A 19,582-nucleotide genomic window follows, 5' to 3' on the forward strand; every position below is an offset into this window, starting at 1 on the left:
CATTTCCCTTGAGACATGTTTATCGAGTTTAGCCATAGCCTTCCTCCTTGTTTGGTTGCTCTCCTTACAAGAGGAAGGCTATCTATTGCCTTTCTAAGAGTCCAGACACAAATCTTTATACGCTACCTTCGTGTCGCCTCTCTGGCGTAAAGCCTGTTTGACGATCGAACACGGAATCATCTTGAGGGAGTGAGGGCAAGCACCCCGGGTCAAATCTTGCCCTTCCTTCCTCGGGTTGCTATACGGGAGAGGAATCCGACGGTTCTTGCCCCTCTCCGTGAGATGTAATGGGGCCCTTCATCTTCAAGCGTGGGATTTTGTATAGGATTGTGGGTTTGTCTCGCCGCACCCGGCTCCCGTTAACAACCCGCACGCCGAGCGGGGCGAGACGAGATCGCGGCCCTCGCCCGGACCTTATACCCCGCGTTTTCCCCTCTTCCATCGGGCCTCTCGTAACGGATGTAAGGGCGCGCTCGAGACCTTCCGGGATGGCGGCTCCAGGGATGACGGCGCGCTTTTCCCGGGCCGGGGCTCATTCGACCTCTGTCACGCAGCTTATGGTGTTGGTGGTGGGCAGGGCCTCGGCTCCCCCGTACTTCAGCCCGGCGGTGATGACCACCGCCTCCCCCGCCTCCGTGTACCCCTCACGGCGTGCCAGGGCCCTCGCCGCGGCGAAGACCTCCTCCACGCTTCCCTTGACCTCCAGAAGGCGGGGTTGAACGCCCCAGTAGAGGGCCAGGCGGCGGGCCACCCGGATGTCGGGAGTGGGGGCGAGGATGGGCTGGCGGGGGCGGAAACGGCTCATCTGGCGGGCGGTGAAACCGGACTCCGTAGGGGCGACGATGACCGCGGCACCCACCTGGAGGGCCAGCTCGCAGGCGGCCATGCACACCGCCTCCACCGTGCCGGAGCCTATCCAGCCCCGCCGCTCCTGAAGCCACGCGCCGTAGGGCAGCTCCTCCTCCGCTTTGCCCACGATGCGCATCATGGTCTCCACCGCGCGGAGTGGATGCTTGCCCACCGCCGTCTCCCCGGAGAGCATCACCGCGTCGGTGCCGTCAAAGACCGCGTTGGCCACATCGGTGACCTCGGCGCGGGTGGGGGTGGGAGAATCGATCATGCTCTGCAGCATCTGGGTGGCGGTTATGGAGGGTTTTCCATGTCGCGCGGCAGCCCTTATTATGCGCTTTTGCAGGAGGGGGACGTCCTCGAGGGGCATCTCCACGCCGAGGTCGCCGCGGGCCACCATCACCCCGTCGGCGGCGTCCACGATCTCCTCCAGGTTCTCCACCGCCTCCCTCTTCTCTATCTTGGCCACTACCGGTAGCTCACCGCCCAGGTCCCCCAAAGCGCGGCGCAAGGCCTCCACGTCCTTCGCGGAACGCACGAAGGAGAGGGCCACCCAGTCAACCCCGAGCTCAAGGCCAAGGCGCAGGTCGTAGAGGTCCTTCTCGGTGAGAGATGGGAGGGGTAGCTCCACGCCCGGAACGTTCATCCCTTTGCGGGAGCTCAAGATGCCCCCCTTGAGGACCCGGCAGGCGACCTCCTCGCCGGCCACCTCCTCCACCCGCAGCACGATGGCCCCATCGTCGAGGAGGATGGCATCCCCGGGTTTGAGCGCCGACGGGAGCCAGGGGAGACCCACGCTCACGCCCTCCTCATCACCCGGCCGGGTACGGGTGGTGAGCCGGAAGGTCCCCCCCTCCCGGAGGACGACCGACCCCTCTCCAAAATCGCCTATGCGCAGCTTGGGCCCCTGGAGGTCCAGGATGACGGCCACATCTTTCCCTGCCATCCGCGAGGCCTCCCTCACCGCCAGGACCTCCTCCCTGAGGACCTCATGGTCGGCATGGGAGGCGTTGAGGCGCGCCGCGTCCATACCCGCCTCCATCATACGCATGAGAGTCTCCACGTCCCGGCAAGCCGGGCCAACGGTGACCACTATCTTGGTCTTGTACTCCCGCCTCATGCTCTCCACCTCGTGGATGAGGGGTTGACCAGCGTAAACCCTCCACCGCAGTCACTATATGGACGGCTCCCGCCCGCGCTCACCGCAAGGGGCGACGAGCCGGGGCAAGATACTTGAGAACCGCGCCTGTGGCCGCCCCATATCCACGGACCCGCCGGGAGCGGAGACGGTGGACAGGGCAGCAACCCAGGACGCCCCGTCCTCCCTGTGATGTCCGCCGCGACAAAGACCGCCGAGCGCGTCAATCCAGGCTCAGTCGATAGATTCCGCCGGCCTCCCACCACAATATCTCATCCGCATCCTCCCTCCAAGCCAGCGGCACACCGGGAGCCGCCGCCTGAGGATAACGCACGATGACCCCGCGGCGGATGTCCAGTATCTCCAGGCCTTTGAGCCCCGGGTAGGCCAGGCGCGTTCCCCCTCTTTCCGGGCTAAAGAGCCGCGAAGAGAAGCCCGCCTCCAGCCCGTCCGTGGAAAACCTCTTCTTCTCCTCCCCCGACGGCCTCACCTCGAACCACACGGCTCGCGTCTCCCCGCCACGGGTATACGGGGCTACGTAGAGGAAAGCGCCGGTTTCCGGCCACCAGAGGTAGCGCGCCTCCTCTGCGCAAACGTAGCGGTCCACCCAGGCCCCGCTGCGGACGTCCGCTTCCTGGAACATTGTCTTCGCACCTTCCCCGGCCACCGAACCGTCCGTCGGAACCACGCAGACAAGGCACGTGCTCGTGGGGTCCCAGGCCGCGGGTTCCTCACCCGGACCGAGCGCCAACGGCTCCTCGCTTTCATCAAGACGCGCCACCATGAACTCCTCTCCCCCGCCCTTCCCGGCGGTGGACTTGTAAAGGACCCGCCTGCCGTCGGGAGAGGGCAGGGGGTCTTCGTCGTATCCCGGTCCCGCCGCCACCTCGACCACTTCCGGAGGTTGGTGTTCGAGGTTCAGGGCCAGGATGTCCCCGCCGTCCTCGAAGACCAGGAACATCCCGTGTCCCGCCCAGTGCGCACGGTCCCCCCGGACCTTCCTCCTCCATACTTCCCGGCACCCTTCCTCCAGGTCCAGTACCAGGAGCTCGCCGGTGGGCTCCCCCCCACGGACCACGGCCGCCAGGTATCGCCCGTCCATGGAGGCCTCCATCCAGATAAGCTCCCCGTCGACAGGGAGGAGGAGCTCGCCCCGGCCCTCCCTCTCCTCAACCGGTGTACGTGGGGCCGCCACCATCGCCGAGAAGAGGTTCAGTAGATAATAGCTCAGCCCCACCAGGATGAAGCAGGAGGCCAGCATGACGAGAATGATGGTCAGGAATCGCCTGGAGATCTCGCCACCTCCCCCGCTCTTCGCCCCTGAGCCCAGTCCTTTTACCTTTTACCTTTTACCTTTTACCTTTTACCTTTTTCCTTTTTCCTTTTTCCTTTTTCCTTTTACCTATTACCCTTTACCCTTTATCCTTTATCCCTTATGCCTTATGCCTTATGCCTTGTGTCTTGTGCCTTGTGCCTTGTGTTTTATTAATCTTTATGCTTTATGCCTTGTCCTCCCGCCCGGCCCTTCGTATCTTATCCTCCGTCTTCCATTCTTTGTTCCTTATCCTCTCCCCTTTTACCTTCCTCAATCCTCCTTGACCCCCGCTTCCTGTCCCCGGTATCCTTCGTCCTCCGACCCTTGTCCCTCGCCGCTGGCCTACCGACTATCGCCTGTTGTATCCCGCTCCTTGTCCATATCCATCGACCGGTCCGCCCTTCCGGCAGCGTGCGCCGGATTATCGTCTGTGGTCCCGCTGACGAGATACCGGAAAACCCGACGGCCATCCCCGGAAACAGCCACAAGGCGCTTCCCACCGCTCTCCCTTCCGCGACCCCGTTCTCCACCTCGGCGCGAGAGGCTCGGGCGGGATACGCAAGTGCGGGTGCCGTGCCTCCCCTGCAAAGAGCGGCTCCCGCCTGTGCCGTGATTTGATGGGAATCTTTTCCAGATCAATACCCGACGGCGTTCAGCGGCGGAGGGCTCCCTTCCCGGCGTAGATGGCCCCTTCCCCCAGCATCTCCTCGATGCGCAGGAGGCGGTTGTACTTGCATACCCGGTCCGTCCGTGCCGGGGCTCCCGTCTTTATCAGGCCGCAGTTGGTGGCCACCGCCAGGTCGGCGATGGTGGTGTCCTCGGTCTCACCGGAGCGGTGGGAGACCACGCACAGGTATCCCGCTTCGCCGGCCAGGCGCATGACCTCCAGCGTCTCGCTGAGAGTCCCGATCTGATTCAGCTTGATGAGGATGGCGTTGGCCACCCCTTCCTCCATGCCCCTCCGCAGCCGCTTCGGGTTGGTAACGAAGACGTCGTCCCCCACCAGCCTCACCCTCTCCCCCAGGCGAGAGGTGAGCTGCGCCCAGCCCTCCCAGTCCTCCTCGGCCATGCCGTCCTCCAGCAACACTATGGGAAATTCATCCATCAAATTCCCGTAGTATTCAACCAGTTCCCCGGGCTCGAACTCCTTGCCCTCTCCGGAGAAGCGGTATCTGCCGTTCTCGAAGAGTTCCGTCGCCGCCACGTCCAGGGCTAGGGCCACCTCCTCCCCCGGCCGGTATCCCGCAGCCTCTATGGCCTCGGTGATGGCCTCCAGTGCCGCCCGGTTGTCCTTCAAATCGGGGGCGAAGCCGCCCTCGTCGCCCACTCCGGTTCGCAGGCCCATCCTCTTCAGCACGCCGCGCAGGGCGTGGTAGACCTCCGACCCGGCACGCAGGGCCTCGGCGAAGCTCTCCATGCCCCAGGGAAGGATCATGAACTCCTGGATGTCCACGTTGTTGTCGGCATGCTTTCCCCCGTTGAGGATGTTCATCATGGGGACGGGGAGGACCCTTGCCGAGACCCCTCCCAGGTAGCGGAAGAGGGGCATGCCCAGGGCCTCGGCGCATGCGGCGGCGCAGGCCATGGAGACGGAGAGGATGGCGTTGGCCCCCAGCACGGACTTGTCCTCGCTCCCGTCGAGCTCCAGGAGAGCCCTGTCGATATCCCACTGCCGCGAGGCGTCCGCTCCCACGAGGCGGGGGGCTATGGCCTCGCGGACGTTGTTCACCGCTTTGAGGACACCCTTCCCCGCGTATCTCCCATCACCGTCACGAAGCTCCAGGGCCTCGAAGGCCCCCGTCGAGGCCCCGGAGGGCACGATGGCCCTTCCCCTCGCGCCCCCCTCCAGGAGCACTTCCGCCTCCACCGTGGGATTTCCGCGTGAATCGAGCACCTCGCGCGCCGTTATCGCCGTTATCCTGAACATCCTTTCCTCCCCTCGACGACCAAACCTGCAAACAGGCTCCACATACAGGAAGATTATACGACATGGGGTAAAGGTCGAATTTGGGCAGGGCACGCCATATCCTTCATCTGTGCATTTCGGGTGCCGGAAGGCGCCTTACTCCCACCCTGTCGAAGCGGCAAAGGATCCCCTCATGACCTTACTCTTGACGCCCCGACAAGAACCCACCTCAAGGCCACAGGGGAGGATGTTTGAGTCGCCGACCGGCATGGTCTTCCACCCTTGCTCGGCACTGCTGGGGGGAGGAGATCTCGAGATAGGCGCAGCAGACGGTGGCCGCGAAGACCTTTCCGCCCTGGCCTGCAATGCCGGGGGAGGAAGCCGGCCCTTCGCCTTCGCTTCCTTTGTGAGGAAGTTCCGAGAACATGGCAGAGCTTTGGTCTCTCCAACCCGACGAACCCTGTTCTCCCCTCGATCCCCGGTCGGTAGATATGAGGCTGCGTGTTCATTGCCAATCTGCGAGTCAGGACCCCACTTCTATGATGTACAGCGGCGAAATCCAGACGCTGTCGGAAAAATCCTGACAATGATGGAAGAACGACCGCAGTATCCCTGCGAGGTTCATGACCTCTGCCTTGCCAAGTCTTCTTCAGGCTAGAAATCAGCGCGCTTTTCGCACGCCAGTGGAAGGAAATGGTCTCCGCTTGCGAGGGAGTCCGTTTCCGTGTGCATGACCTCGACAAGATAAGGTCCCTCGGGGAGGAGGAGAGTGGATCTCCCATGACTGGTGATTTTCAAGCCACCGGCCGCAAGGTCCCGGATCCCGGAAGAGGTGTTCGTGCCTCAACTCCCGGTGTAACCCTCGGCGAAATACCATTCCAGGGCGGGACCTGCTGCCCCCTGCGAACAGCTCCCCCCGTCCCTTCCCTGGTAGGAGAAATACATGGCCCGCTCAGCGGCTATCTCCCCGAGAGCCGTCACGCGGATAGAAAACTCGGAATCCTCTAAGCCTGGTATCTCATCCACGTGCACCGTCAGCCGGGAACGCGGCGGCAGTTCCACCTCCCTCTCCACCCGGCTTCCGTCCACGCGCATGAAGGTCAGGGTGGCCTTCACCGCTCCCTGGTTGGGGTTGGCCAGGAGGAGCCAGGTGTCAAAGTCGCCGCCGGTATAACCCTCGGCGAAGTACCACGTCCTGGAGAGCTCCCTGATCCCCATGGAATCGTGCCCCCCTCTTCTTCCCCGGTAGTTGAAGTACATGGCCCGCTCGGCCACCACCGGAGCGCCCGCCTCCACCAGGGCGGAGAACTCCCGGTTCTCCATGCCTTCCAGGGCGTCCACGCTTATCGTGGTCCTGCTCCTCGGGGCCAGCGACACCTCCCTCTCCCGCGTGGACCCATCGGGGAGGAAGAAGGTAAGCCTAGCGGTCACCGCGTCAGGGTTGGGATTGGCAAGGAGGATCCATGAATCGAAGGCCCCGCCGGTGTATCCCTCGGCGAAGTACCACCTGGTATGCGGATCCGGTGCTCCCTCGGCCACGCTTCCTCCTGCCAGGTCCCGGTATCCGAAGTAGACGGCCCGTTCGGCCACCACGGGGACGTCGCTCTCCAGCTCCGCCGTGAACTCGCCCTGGTCGAGGCCGGGCTCCTGGTCCATCCAGATGGTCATGCGGGAGGAAGGTGCCACGGTGTAGTAGAGCTGATCCACCTCCCCACCCTGTCCCAGGAAGGAGACGGTGAGATGGGCGGGGCTGGTGGAATCGGGGTTCTGCACCAGGAAGAAGGTGTCGAAAGCACCCGCCGTGAACCCCTCCGCGAAATACCACCGGGAGCGCGGTTCGGTGAGCCCCAGGGAAGCGTGACCGCCTTTTCGCCCGATGCCCAGGAAATCGAAATACATGGCCCTTTCCGCCACCACCGGGACGTTGGAGGTGACCTTCACGGACACCTCCGCGTTCTGCACCCGCTCGTTGACCTTCAGGGTGAGCCTACTGTGCGGCTCCACGATGCACTCCTCCTGGAGTGTCCCTCCGCCGCTCAACATGTAGGTCACCAGGCATTCCGCGCTCTCTTCGCCCGGATTCTGGAGCAGCAGGTACTCGTCGAAGTTCTGGGAGGCTATGTAGAAGAAATGGGTCTGCAGGCCCACTATGGAGGCGAAGAGCCTTCCGGAGACCGTCTTGCTGCCCCCGCTCCCGAAGACGCGTATCTCCTTGACCCGGCCCGAGGTCCAGCGGGAGACGACCTCCACACCGTAGAGGATTCCCACCGCCGTCTCCGAGCGCGAGTTGAGGCGGTTCTGCAGCTCCTCCCAGGACATGGTGACTCTCCAGTCGTGATCCTCGTCCGGGGCGCAGGCATCGTCCGGGACCGGTCTAAGGTAGGGCACGGGGCTCCCACCCCAGGCCTCCTCCGGCCCGGCGGTGTATCCTCCGCAGCAGGTGTCGTAGGCGGCGATGATGGGCTGGCCGTTGTAAGTGATTATCTCCCCCGCGGTGGCGTTGACCGCGGCTACGATGTTGGGCCGGGTGGCAGGGTCGATCTGCTCGTTAAAGGCCTGGCAGCAACTGCCGTAGGGGCATATGTCGTAACCGTCCGCGGCATGCTTGCCCCGGGCTATGCAGGAGAGGACGTAGGTGCGCGCGGCCACCACCAGCACGCGCAGGCCCTGCGCCGGCCAGGTATCCGGCTCCTCCTGGAGGCGGTAAAGATATTCCCGCAGTGTATAAGGGCGGACCACGCCGTCGCGGCACTTGACCCGGATGACGGTATCATCGCTGACGCGAGAGAAGCCTACACCGGTGTAATAGGCGCGGATTATGTTATGGTATTCCTCCCCCCGAAGGGCGCGGTAATAGACGCCGGCCATGCACATACCCACGCCATGGCCCTTCCCGTACCCGATGAAGGTGATGTTTCCCCCGCCTGCCGCTGCGGGAGCGCCGCCGGGCCCAGGCGTGGGCGCCGCTCCCAGGACGGCCAGAAGGAGCCCAGCCGCCAGGGCCAAGGTGACCCGATAACCGCGTATCATCTTCCCTCCCCAGATCACGGTTAGTCCGGAGCCGGTCTTCCCCTTTCCCGCCCATTTGCCTTATTAATCCCCATGGGCAATTTCCCGGCCCCGACCACCTGGCTTTTCGCCGCCATTATCTCCATTCTCCGGCCGTTCGGAAAAGACCTCCCGAGCCTCCGCCATCCCGTAGTCCCTTCCGGACCGCAAACCAGCGGCACCGCATCTACCGGCCACCTTCTCCGTATCCGAAAATCAGCATCTCCGGCCGGGACGAGAGCCCATGCCCGGGCCGGGATGAGGGACTCCCGAGCCTCCGCCATCCCGTAGTCCCTTCCGGACCGCAAACCAGCGGCACCGCATCTACCGGCCACCTTCTCCGTATCCGAAAATCAGCATCTCCGGCCGGGACGAGAGCCCATGCCCGGGCCGGGATGAGGGACTCCCGAGCCTCCGCCATCCCGTAGTCCCTTCCGGACCGCAAACCAGCGGCACCGCATCTACCGGCCACCTTCTCCGTATCCGAAAATCAGCATCTCCGGCCGGGACGAGAGCCCATGCCCGGGCCGGGATGAGGGACTCCCGAGCCTCCGATGCCTTCGTACTTTATCGGTATGCCAAGGAAAACCTTTTACCGGCCGCCTCATCCATCCCCTCACCAGGAGGTGCCAGCGAGAGGAAACGGGCTTGAGCCTCCGGCATCTATCCTTCTCGGAAGAGCTGTCCGTCTCTGGTGGACATCATTTATTTTGAATATTTTAACAATGATTATCACAATCAACAATAATTGAAATACCCCACAGCAAGAGAGATCGTACCGTTCTACCTTTTAGATTTGCTTGCTTTGTCAGGATGACAGGGTGGTCACTCTACTTTTTCAGCCGAAAAGCGCCATCTGAGACGATAGAGCATCATGTCCCACAGAAATCCTGGCTATAAGTATTCGTTGATATTCCCCAGAGGAAGCGAAGCCACCGGCATTCATCGAATCCAGGGGAGATGTGTTTATGAAAGTCGGTCTTCGATATTGGACCAGAAGCTGGCTGCAGGTAAGCCGAAAGGCATGAGGACATGCCCAACGAGGTTCAGGGGGTTGCGTTTCCGCCCTTTTTCGGCAGCCTCTGCTCATCAGGGTGCGCCATGCCCCCCTCGGACAGGCCCAGCAGGAAATGCCGGTCGCGCTTCTTCAGGACACCCTCGGCGATCAATTCGCGCACCCCCACCTCCACCAAGTGGGCGGGCCTGCATATGAGGGAGGCCAACCAGTCCTCACTCACCAGGAGGAAGGGGTTGGCGACGAAGAAATCGGTTATCTCGGACTTTATTCTCTGCAGGGAAGCGAGCTCCCCTTCATCCCATCCCCCGACGTTCGACATCTCCGACCCCGCGCCCTTTTATGGATAAAGAACGAAAGCCAATTAACGGTGATAAAGGTCGAAGCCTCTTTTTTGAAGCCATCGATGCGAGATTGGCATAATATAACACCTCCTCTCCCCTTTGTCCACATGTGTCTGTTCTCAGGCACCTTGTCTCCGGACCTGGGCACCGTGTTTTCAGGCCTGCCCACCGTGTCTCCGCGCCTGCGCACGCGTTTCCGGATCTGGGCACCGTGACCCTCAACCTGAGCAAGAGCAGCTCCACATTCGGGCAAGCCGTTTCACGTCTTCCCGGCCGGATTGAGGCACATCAAGAACCTCACCAGCCACCCTTATAAGATAAGAGAAGGCGAAGAGGCTGATGCCAACAGAGACCCCGGACCTCACTTGAGCCCGAGCCCCCCTACGACCTTTCCCTCACCCCAGGAGGACGGCGTTCCTCTCGTTCTCGATGCCGGCCAAAGCGGCATCCTGCGCAAGGGACCACTGACTTGGATTCCGTTTTTATGAACCCGAACAAAACGGGGAGTTCAACGTTCCCTCACCTGCTCCCGCAATTCAACCCTGCCCAGCGCCCATAGGTGATGTCAGGCGCGGTCGAAAATGAGTCCCCAGGCCCTCTCTGACCCTCCGGACGATCCATGCACGTCGGCCTCCTTAAAAGACCGCCTATACTCGACCAGTCCGCTTGACGCAGGAGTGCCGAAGGCCGAAGAGGACGCATCCCCCGGGCGACAACGACGGCAGGCGTAGGGATCGTCCCCATAAACGCGGGAGCGGATTTCGCCCCCGCTTCATGCCGGGTTTAGATGATGCCCTCCTTGATGGCCTTGATGATCAGCTGGGCACGGTCCTCCACGCCGAGCTTGGTGAATATATGGCGGAGGTGTGTCTTCACGGTGCTCAGGCTGATGGAGAGCTCGCGGGCCACCGCCTTGTTGCTGTAACCCTTGGCCACTAACCTGAGGACTTCGTATTCCCTCTCCGTAAGTTCGGGCTCTTCCCCTTCCGCCGCTTTCTCCACCGCCTCCTGCTGTGCCCCCGGTAGGGTGTCGGTGCGGAAGAGGGTGCTCACCAGCTTCCGGGCCACGCTGTCGGAGACCAGGGGCATACCCTTGTAGGCATGGCGTATGGCGTTCAGAAGCTCCTCCCGGGAGAGGTCCTTGAGGATGTAACCCATGGCTCCGGCCCGGATGGCTTCCGAGGCTATCTCGATATCGTCGTAGACGGTGAGCACCACTATCTGGATGTCCGAGGTCTCCGGATCGGACTTGAGACGGCGGATCACCTCTATCCCGCTCATGTCCGGCAGCTTGACGTCCAGGAGCATGACATCGGGACGTGCGGTGCGCGCCAACTCGAGGGCCGCCCTGCCGCAGTCCGCCTCGCCCACCATGTATATTCCGATGCTCCCTTTGAGGAGATTGTTGATCCCCATGCGCACGATGAGGTGGTCGTCGACCACCGCCAGCCGGATCTCCTCCTCCACGCCCACCTCCTCATGCCGGGCGTCCCGCCGTCTTGGGGACGCGTAGCCTGACCCTGGTCCCTTTCCCCGGTTCGGCGTCTACGGTCAGCCGTCCGCCGGCCAGCTCGGCGCGCTCCTCCATGCTTTTCAAGCCCAGGCAGGACTTTGTGTATCTCCTCGTCATCACGTCCTCCAGCGCGAAGCCCGTCCCGTCGTCCTCGACCTCGAGCTGAACCTGGCCGTTCTCCTCCTTCAAGGACAGCCGAACGCTCCTGGCCCGAGCATGTTTGGCCACGTTGGCCAGCGCCTCCTGGGCCACACGGAAGAGTGTCATCTCCGAGAGCGCGTCCAGCCCCTGGAGGGATCCCCGGCATTCGAACCTCACTTCCAGGCCGTTCTCGGCGCCGAATCTATCTAGGTAGGAAGCCAGAGAGTCCCTCAAACCGAGCACCTCAAGCGACGAGGGTCGTAGGTCGGATATGAGTCGTCGCAGCTCCTTCAAGCCCTGCCGGGCTTGATTCCTTATGTCCTCCAAATGGAAGGAAAGACCAGCGCTTTCCTCGACGTCCCTCTCCAGCACATCAAGGCCGTAGAGGATATCCAGGAAGAAGATGGCCAATCCGTCATGCAGCTCCCTGGAGATGCGTATCCTCTCCTCTTCTTGAGCGGATGAGACCTTGTGCGCCAGCTCCCGTAACTGTCGGCTGCGGTCCATGATCTCCTGCATAAGGCGCGCGTTGAGGAGGGCTACGGCCACTTGGGTGGACAGGGCTACAAGCTGATCCAGCTCCTCAACCCTGAAGGGCGAGCCGTCCATCTTTCCTCCCAGCCAGAGAAGCCCTACCCTCTCGCCCCCAACCTCCAGAGGAAGGGATATGGCCTCCCCTTCCTCTCTCTCCCTCCAGAGGGACTCCTTAACCACACCTCCCCCCTGGTGAATGCGCAACACTCCAAGATGCAAGTATTCGAGCCGACATCCGCCGCGCTCGAGGCGCTTACCTACCTGCCAATAACTGGAAAAGTCACCGCTCGTGGTTTCGAAGGTGTAGGACTCGCTCCAGGCCTGCATGAACATCCCAGATTCCACCACCCCCCTGTGCTCGTGGGCCACACGACCGGGATGGGAAGCGAACCCGATGACCCGGTACCTCTCTCCGCCGTCCTCCCGAATCATGAGGGCGCAAGAAGCCAGGTCCAGGGATTCGCGTACCATCCCGGTCACGTCCGCCGCCAGCGTGTAGGGGTCCCTCACCGTACGAATGGACCGGCTCAATCCCTCCAAGACGGTGCCCATACGGCTTTCCCGGCGGTAGAGGCGACGCGACAGCAACCTGTTTGCCCAAGCCACCTCCGCCGGGTAGGCGATGAACAACGGGGCCGCGCATACCAGGAAGAGAATCACCCCGTTCCAAGAGAACCTCATCTTCAGCCCATACCTCAACATGGAGAGCAGGAGCACACATAGGGCGAGGTCGATGGCAAGGGCTAGAGCATGGGCCAGAGCTCTTCTCGTTGCAGAGCGGAAATCGAGGAAGAGCCCGTGGCGCAGGATCCCGTAGCCCAGCAACCCCACGAAGAGCAGGCTGGCTTGGGGGGTGGTCACGCTCTCATTCCACTTAAGGTTCTGCACCAGATTGGCGGCCAGCATGGGGAAGGGAGCAAAGGCCAGGAACATGAGGCCCCTCCGGCGATGCAGGGAATCGCTCCGCCGGCTCTCACGCAAGTTGAGGATGATGCCCAATATCACCTGGGAAAAACCCAGAACGGTGAGGAACCAGAAATAGGGCGTACGAGCGACCTCCAGACCGTGGATGTTGGTCCCCGGGAAGTACTCCGAATATATTATCCCCGTGCAGTAGAGAAAAACGAGGGCCAAGATGAACGGCGCGTAGAGGAGAGAGATGATGGATGCCGCTTTTTTCCAGTCCCGCATGAAACTCCTGGTACGTGGGAAATAGAGAGCCAGGAGGAGGTAAGTGGGTACCAGGGGCAACTCTCCCAATCCCTGGAAACGGGTCCAAAAGATCTTGGCCTGGAGAGACGATGAGGAGATGGTCATGCCGTCACCCATGGCCCATAGGGCGAGAAAGGCGGTCATGCCGAAGAAGAGGATGTTCACCAGCTGGCGGCGACCCTTGAAGAGGACGAAGATGCCTATGGCCAGGCTCAAGAGCCCCGAAGCGGTGGTAATAAAGAGGGAGAGTTCACCTTTCATATGATAATTATAACAGGTTCGTTTTCTGATAAACCCGGAGGGCTTGCAGCGCGAGGATTTTAGGATATAGGCCAATGGCATCATCCCTAAACCGGGTTCCTGGGTTTTTCACCGAGGAGGAATTCTTAGGTTGGTGATTGAACGGAGCGTCGCTCCAGCAACAGTCATTCTCTTACCATCATTTTCCATGGGTTTTAGCGGCCGCCGGACATCGATGGCGAAAGGCTGGTAGTCGGTACGACGCTCGGCGTGACGTGGCTATCGGCAAAGAGGTCGAGGAGGTTCTCGTCGATCGTCCGGTAAGGAGAGGAACGGTCTGATGCTCTTGGATAAGCGGAGGTATCTGTGGCCATGATATATATCCCGATCGCTCTCTTAAAAGGGAGCGAAAGGTCGGTGCCTCATCGCCGAGGAACTCGTGGGGTCACGCGTCGCGACGTGAAAATCTCACGGGTACGGAGGCCAGTTGGGAGGAATGAAAATCCCGGCATCGGTCACCCGATAACGTGACGGACCAAGAGGAAGAGGTATCAATTCCGTCCTGTATACGAATATGCGAACCACCAGCTCCTTTACGGCCCCTCCGTTTGGCCAGTCAGGTTCCGCCTTGATCAGGTCCACAACGAAATCGGGGTCCATGAACGCCAGCAGCTCGGTGAGGAAGGCTTCCCCGGCCGAGGTGTTCAGGGCCGAGGCCACTGCTGCCCCGTCCAGGTTGGCCAGAAGATCCACCAGGAACTGGTAACCGTAATCGTTGAGCAGCTCCGCCAGGTCGGCACCGTTCATGAGGGGCAGGAGCCTTTCCAGGAGAGAGCTGCCAGGATGCATGGCGTACTCTGCGTTGACCGCTTGGGCGATGACCGAGCCGTCCAGGTTGGAGATGAGGGCGGAGAGGAAAGGCGCGTTTCCGTTGAGCAGCCCGGCCACCACAGCCGGGTCCAGGGACTGCAGCAGCACCGAGGTCATGTCCGGATTGGCATTTAGAGCCAGGGCGATGGTCTGGGCTGTGGTGGCGTCGAGCTGAGAGACCACCGCCTGGATCATGGTCTGGGAAGCGGCGTTGGCGTTCACCGCCGCGGCGATAAGCGGGGCCACCAGGCCGGCGTTGAGGTTGGTTATAAGGGCGGATACCAGTCCCTCCCGGTCCTGGTTGAGCCTCAGGCCATCGGCCGATGCCTGGGCCACCGCGGGACCCAGGTTGGCCAGCAGTTTGCGCAGGAATTGGTACTGGGGGTCCAACTGGGCACGCTGGCAGGAGTAGTTGACAGCGTAGGCTGCGGCAACCCCGACCTCTGGCGCTATGTTGGAGATGAGCACCCGGATGAAGGATGGGTTATTGTTCAATCCCTGTGCCATGGCCACTCCTACCGCTCCGGTGGTATTGGCCAGAAGGCCGGTGAGGAAGTTGTCGGCGGGATTGCCAGCCACATTCTGGTTGATGCCCTGAGCCAGCGCTGCCGCGGTCTCCTCGCTCAGGTTGGTCACCAGGACAGATATGAGATCCTGTCCCAGCGGATGGGTGGCCACGTGTGCGTTTATCCCGCGGGCAAGGTATTCGGCGGTCAGGCTGCTGGCGTTGGCCAGGAAACCGCGCAGGAAATCCGGGTTGGCGTTAACCGCTTGGGCGATGACCGCGGGATCGAGGCCCCCGATGAGGGCGGAGAGGAAATCCTGCGTCATGCCTTGGGCCGCTGCCGTACCCAGGCTCCCCTGCAGGTCGGTGAGAAGGGTGCGCAGGAAATCCGGGTTGGCGTTCACCGCCCCGGCCACGGTCGCCGGGTCAAGGTGGGAGATCAAGGAGGACAGAAAACCGGGGTTGCGGTTGGACCCTTCCACCATGGCCGCGGCCACCGGAGGCGATATGCCTGAGAGCAGGTCGTACAGGAAATCGGTATGCGCGGATAGGGCCGCCGCCACCGGCGCAGGATCCAGGGCAGCCAGGAGTGCCCCGATGAACTTCGGGTTCTGGTTGAGACCCTGAGCCACGGGTACCCCCAGGGAGGGCGGCAGGAGCCTGGAGAGTTCCTCGGAGATCTCCGGATGGGCGTTGAGGGCGTTGGTCACGATGGCCGGATCCAGCGCCTTCAGGGCCTCCACGATGAGGGCCGGGTTGGCCCCAATGCCTGCCGCAAGGCCCGCCCCCACATCCGGCGCCAGCAAGGGCAGGAGGTCGGCGGTCATGCCCGGGTTGGCGTTGGCCACGTTGGCCAGCACGTTCACGTCCAGGAGCCCCAGAACCCGGGAGAGCATGGCCGTGTTGGATATGAGGTCGGCCACGAACCCGGGGTCGACGTAATCGGTGGACCTCTTCACCAGGTCGATGGAGGAATTGATGAGGTCCGCCACCACCGCCGGGTCCAGGTAGTTCATAAGGTCGTGGACGAAATCGGTGGCCGACATGAGGGCTCGGGCCACGGGCACGGGCTGCATGTAGGGTGCCGCCGCCGTGAGCATGGTGCTGGAATTGAGTATATCCGCCAGGTACTCCGGAGATATGGAGCGCACAATCCGCACCGCGGAGGAGACGTTGGCGTTGAGGGCGCCGGCCAGGACGGCCGGGTTTAGATAGCGCATCACCGAGGCCAGGAAGGGGCCGTTCTGGTTGATGATGCCGGCCACCACCGCCGGATTTATATAGTCCAGGGAGGCGGCCAGCATGTCCCCGTTCTCGTTGACCACCTGGGCGATGACCGCGGGGTCGAGATAGGAGACCAAGGCGGAGAGGAAGGCCCCGTTCTCGTTGACCACCCTGGCCGTGCCCGCCGGGTCCAGGAGCCCCATGAGAGCTGTGAGGAAGGGGCCGTTCTGGTTGATGATGCCGGCCACCACCGCCGGGTCCAGGAAGGACATCACCGCGGAGAGGAAGGGGCCGTTCTGGTTGATGCCCGCGTTAAGCGCTTCCGCATCGAGATAGCCAAGCAACTCGGCCAGGAACCCGCCGTTCTCGTTCACCGCCCGGGCCACCACCTGCGGGTCCAGGTAGTCCAGCAACCCCACAAGGAAGTCCCCTATGGTGTTCACGACGTAGGCCACGGCCTCCGGGTCCAGGTAGGGCATGACCGCGGAGAGGAAGTCCGGGTTTTCGTTGACCACCTGGGCGATGACCGCCACCGTCCCCTCCTCCACCATGGCCTTGAGGAGCTGGGAGACGAACTCCGGGTTCTCGTTAAGGGCCTCGGCCACCGCCTTCGGCTCGGTGTACTTGAGCATGTTGGAGAGGAGGTCGACGTCGGAGGCCATCTTGCCCAGGAGCGGGCCGAGGGGGCTCCGGGAGGGTAGGACCATCGCCGCCCCCAGGGCCAGGAAGGCCACCAGGAGGACCACCACGGCCCAGTTGACCACCAGCTGCACGGGCTTCTTCACCAGGAACATGACACCATCACCCGCCCGTCACCAGACTCCTCCCGCCGCGCCGGTAATATATCCCCAGCCTTTTACATCCGCCGGGATAAACAAGATAACGAGCCTCATTCGCACCCCGATCCCCAGGTGGTGGAAAAGACCTCCACCCGTATTCACGCTGTTGGTTATGGCGTCGCCCAGCACCACCGCCAGGTCCGGATTGGTGGCCATCATGTCGATCATGAATTGTTTCGAGTAAGGCATGGCGGCATCCATGGTCTGCAAGGTCTCGTAGGCATCCAGCTCGGATAGTATCCCCGCCACCAGACTCCCAAGCCCACCCTCCAGGGCGTTGGCCACAAGGTCTCCGCGCAGGAGGCTGGGGTTGGGGTTCCGGCCTAGGAGAGCCTTGGCCAGGCCCATGCCCGCCTCATCGGTAACCCGGTCCAGCACGGCGGCGTCCAGGTTGGCCAGGAGGTTGCGCAGGAAATATCCCGGGGCCTGTCCGGGCACCGGCCCCGAGGCGGCATCTATGCCTGCGTTGACCCCCGCCGCAAGCGAGGCGGCATCAAGGTTCTTTATCATGGCGTCCAGGAAGGCGGTGTTGCCCTCCAGGGCGTCGGCGATGGCCTGCACGGTGTGCGCCTCCGAGCCGGCCAGGGTGACGTAGAGGGCCGAGGCCGTCCCGGCGGCGGCCATGGCGTTGAGGCCACGTCCCACGGCGGCCCCGGTGGACGCATCGAGGTTGGCGATGACGTTGGTGAGGAACCCCGGATTCTGCGTGGCGCTGAGGTTCAGGCCCTCGGCCAGTGCCCGCGCCGTTTCCGGGGCCAGGTTCTCCATGATCACCTGCATGAGGCCCGGGTTGGCGTTGGATGCCTGGGCCATCCTTATCCCCGTGTCCGCCTTGAGGTTGCCCACCAGTTGGACCAGGAACATGGGGTCACCATAGCCTATGGCCTGCCCCGCCGCAGCGGCCACGCCCTGATCGAGGTTGGCGAGCAGGTTCTCCAGGAACCCGCTGGTGTTCAGGTTGGTCCCCTCGGCCATGGCCTGGCCGGCGGCGGAATTGAGGTTGGCCAGGACCTCCACCAGGAAGGAGGGATCATCGTTTATGGCCTCCGCCACGGCCGCTCCCAGATCGCCGTCCAGGTTGGCGATGAGATCCCTGGTCACGGCGGGGTTGACGTCCAGGGCCTGGGCGATGACCGCCGGATCCAGATAGGAGATGAGCTGGGAAATGAAGGTGCCCCCTCCGTTAAGACCGCCCGCCACCGCTCCGGCGAAACGGGAATCCAGGTAGGACGAGAGCTCCCGCGTGGTGTCCGGATGCAGGGAGAGCAGGGTGGCCAGGCCGTGGGCGTCCAGTTCCCCGATCAGGGTGGCCAGGAAATCCATGTTGTTGTTCAAACCGATGGCGATACCCGCCGCCGCCAAAGGAGATAGGTGGGCGGAGAGCTCCTCGGTGAAGCCGGTAGTGGCCTCCAGGATGTCCAGGAGTCCGTCCACGTCCAGATTGGAGATCGCCGCGTCCACCAGTGACGGGTTGCTGTTCACCCCCTGTGCCGCCGCCTGGGCCACCACCGGGTCCAGGTTGGCCAGGAGCGCGGTCATGAAGTTCCCGGCGCTGTCCAGCACCCCGGCCAGGAAAGCGGGGTCGGATGAGGCGATCATGCGCTCGATGAAATCCGGCGCCAGGTTCAGGCCCAGCGCGGCCGCCCCTCCCAGGGAGGCGGGAAGGTCGGCCACCAGAGCGGCTACGAAACCGGCGTTGGCGTTCAGGGCCCCGGCAAGTGCCGACTGGTCGATGAGGGGGATCACCTGGTTAAGGAAATCCTCGTCATTGGCCAGGTAGGTTATGTAGTCGTCACGCAGGTAGGAGATGATCGCCGCCACGTTGTCACCGGTGCCGTTCAGGGCGGCCGCCATACCCTTGGGGTCAAGACCGTTCATCACCGCCTTGAGGAAACCGGCGTTGGCGTTCAAGGCCGCGGCGATGGGCGCCGGGTTGAGGAGCCCGAGGATACGGGTGAGTACCTTCTGATCGGAGGCGATCTTGGCCGAGGCCCTCGGGTCCATGCGGTTTACCACCCCGATGAGGAAGGACTTGTTCTGGTTGATGGCGTTGATGAGGCCCTGGGGGTCCATGTAGCGCATCATGCCCACCAGAAAGGAGCGGTTGGCGTTCACCGCCGAGGCGATGACCCGGGGGTTGAGGTTGCGCATGAGGTTGGAGACGAAGGTCGGGTTGCCGTTGATGGCCTGGGCGGTGGGAGCGGGATCGAGCATGGAGAGAAGGGCGGAGATCCAGCTCCCGTTGGCGTTCACCGCCGAGGCGATGACCGCTGCGTCAAGATGGGAGAGGAGCTGGGAGGTGAACCCCGGGTTGGCGTTCATGGAGGCGGCCACCACTGCCGGATCAAGGTAAGAGACCAGAACGGTGAGGAAGGGACCGTTCTCGTTGACCACCCGGGAGATGACCTCGGGGTCGAGCTCCGGGAGGAGGGAAGCGGTGAAGTCCGCGCTCCGGTTCACGGTGTCCGCCAGGACCTGGACGTCCAGGAGCGGGAGCATGCCGGAGATGAGTTCCCCGTTGGCGTTCACCGCCATGGCCACCGGCTTGGGGTCCAGCTCCGAGACCAGGGCCACCAGGAAGTCGGGGTGCTCGTTGATGGCCTTGGCCGTGGCCTGCTGGTTCTCCGGGTTCTCAAGCTCGGCCAGGAGGGCGGCCAGAAACTCGGGGTTCTCGTTGATGGCCCTGGCCACCTCATACGGGTCAAGACCCTCGATGATGCCGGCCAGGGTCTGGCGCTGGGAGGCCATCTTTCCCAGCATGGTACCCATGGGACCTTTAACCGGGAGGAGCATGACCACTCCTCCAACGATCAGTCCCACCAGGAGGAGGATCACCGCCAGGTTTACCACTACCTGAACCGGTTTGCGCAACAGCACTTTTACTCCCCT

9 protein-coding genes are annotated in these 19,582 nt (G+C 62.8%); all 9 read right to left on the reverse strand.

Annotated features, from left to right (window positions below):
• Window positions 1-532: 532 nt before the first annotated feature.
• The 9 genes from pyk to H7007_RS04565 all read right to left on the reverse strand — a co-directional run bounded on the left by pyk (window position 533) and on the right by H7007_RS04565 (window position 19,564).
• On the reverse strand, window positions 533-1,969 hold the full coding sequence (gene pyk, locus H7007_RS04525) for a pyruvate kinase (protein WP_287153413.1): 1,437 nt from the start codon (window positions 1,967-1,969) through the stop codon (window positions 533-535).
• 241 nt (window positions 1,970-2,210) lie between these two features.
• On the reverse strand, window positions 2,211-3,248 hold the full coding sequence (locus H7007_RS04530) for a TolB-like translocation protein (RefSeq protein WP_287153415.1): 1,038 nt from the start codon (window positions 3,246-3,248) through the stop codon (window positions 2,211-2,213).
• Window positions 3,249-3,954: 706 nt separating this feature from the next.
• On the reverse strand, window positions 3,955-5,229 hold the full coding sequence (eno, locus tag H7007_RS04535; protein ID WP_287153417.1) for a phosphopyruvate hydratase: 1,275 nt from the start codon (window positions 5,227-5,229) through the stop codon (window positions 3,955-3,957).
• Window positions 5,230-6,051: 822 nt separating this feature from the next.
• On the reverse strand, window positions 6,052-8,238 hold the full coding sequence (locus tag H7007_RS04540) for a SpoIID/LytB domain-containing protein (protein ID WP_287153418.1): 2,187 nt from the start codon (window positions 8,236-8,238) through the stop codon (window positions 6,052-6,054).
• A gap of 1,064 nt (window positions 8,239-9,302) precedes the next feature.
• Entirely contained in the window at window positions 9,303-9,593 is a 291-nt protein-coding gene (locus H7007_RS04545; RefSeq protein WP_287153419.1) for a hypothetical protein, read from the reverse strand.
• A gap of 805 nt (window positions 9,594-10,398) precedes the next feature.
• Window positions 10,399-11,082 carry a response regulator gene (locus tag H7007_RS04550; RefSeq protein ID WP_287153420.1) on the reverse strand — a complete coding sequence of 228 codons (684 nt, stop codon included), beginning with the start codon at window positions 11,080-11,082 and terminating at the stop codon, window positions 10,399-10,401.
• 10 nt (window positions 11,083-11,092) lie between these two features.
• Window positions 11,093-13,276 (reverse strand): histidine kinase N-terminal 7TM domain-containing protein, encoded by a 2,184-nt coding sequence (locus H7007_RS04555; protein ID WP_287153421.1) that lies wholly within the window; start codon window positions 13,274-13,276, stop codon window positions 11,093-11,095.
• Between the two features lie 447 nt (window positions 13,277-13,723).
• Complete coding sequence (locus H7007_RS04560) at window positions 13,724-16,648, reverse strand: hypothetical protein (RefSeq protein WP_287153423.1); 2,925 nt, start codon at window positions 16,646-16,648, stop codon at window positions 13,724-13,726.
• An 18-nt stretch (window positions 16,649-16,666) separates the two neighbouring features.
• Window positions 16,667-19,564, reverse strand: a complete 2,898-nt coding sequence (locus H7007_RS04565) for a hypothetical protein (RefSeq protein ID WP_287153425.1) — start codon at window positions 19,562-19,564, stop codon at window positions 16,667-16,669.
• Window positions 19,565-19,582: the final 18 nt, after the last annotated feature.

This window comes from Candidatus Solincola tengchongensis, assembly GCF_015711935.1.
GTDB lineage: Bacteria > Actinomycetota > Geothermincolia > Geothermincolales > RBG-13-55-18 > Solincola_A > Solincola_A tengchongensis.

Excerpts from the sequence above, each read along its gene's own strand:
- H7007_RS04530 (WP_287153415.1), bottom strand. The coding sequence starts at position 3,248 with ATGCTGGCCTCCTGCTTCATCCTGGTGGGGCTGAGCTATTATCTACTG.
- eno (WP_287153417.1), bottom strand. The coding sequence starts at position 5,229 with ATGTTCAGGATAACGGCGATAACGGCGCGCGAGGTGCTCGATTCACGC.
- H7007_RS04545 (WP_287153419.1), bottom strand. The coding sequence starts at position 9,593 with ATGTCGAACGTCGGGGGATGGGATGAAGGGGAGCTCGCTTCCCTGCAG.
- pyk (WP_287153413.1), bottom strand. The coding sequence starts at position 1,969 with ATGAGGCGGGAGTACAAGACCAAGATAGTGGTCACCGTTGGCCCGGCT.
- H7007_RS04560 (WP_287153423.1), bottom strand. The coding sequence starts at position 16,648 with ATGTTCCTGGTGAAGAAGCCCGTGCAGCTGGTGGTCAACTGGGCCGTG.
- H7007_RS04540 (WP_287153418.1), bottom strand. The coding sequence starts at position 8,238 with ATGATACGCGGTTATCGGGTCACCTTGGCCCTGGCGGCTGGGCTCCTT.
- H7007_RS04555 (WP_287153421.1), bottom strand. The coding sequence starts at position 13,276 with ATGAAAGGTGAACTCTCCCTCTTTATTACCACCGCTTCGGGGCTCTTG.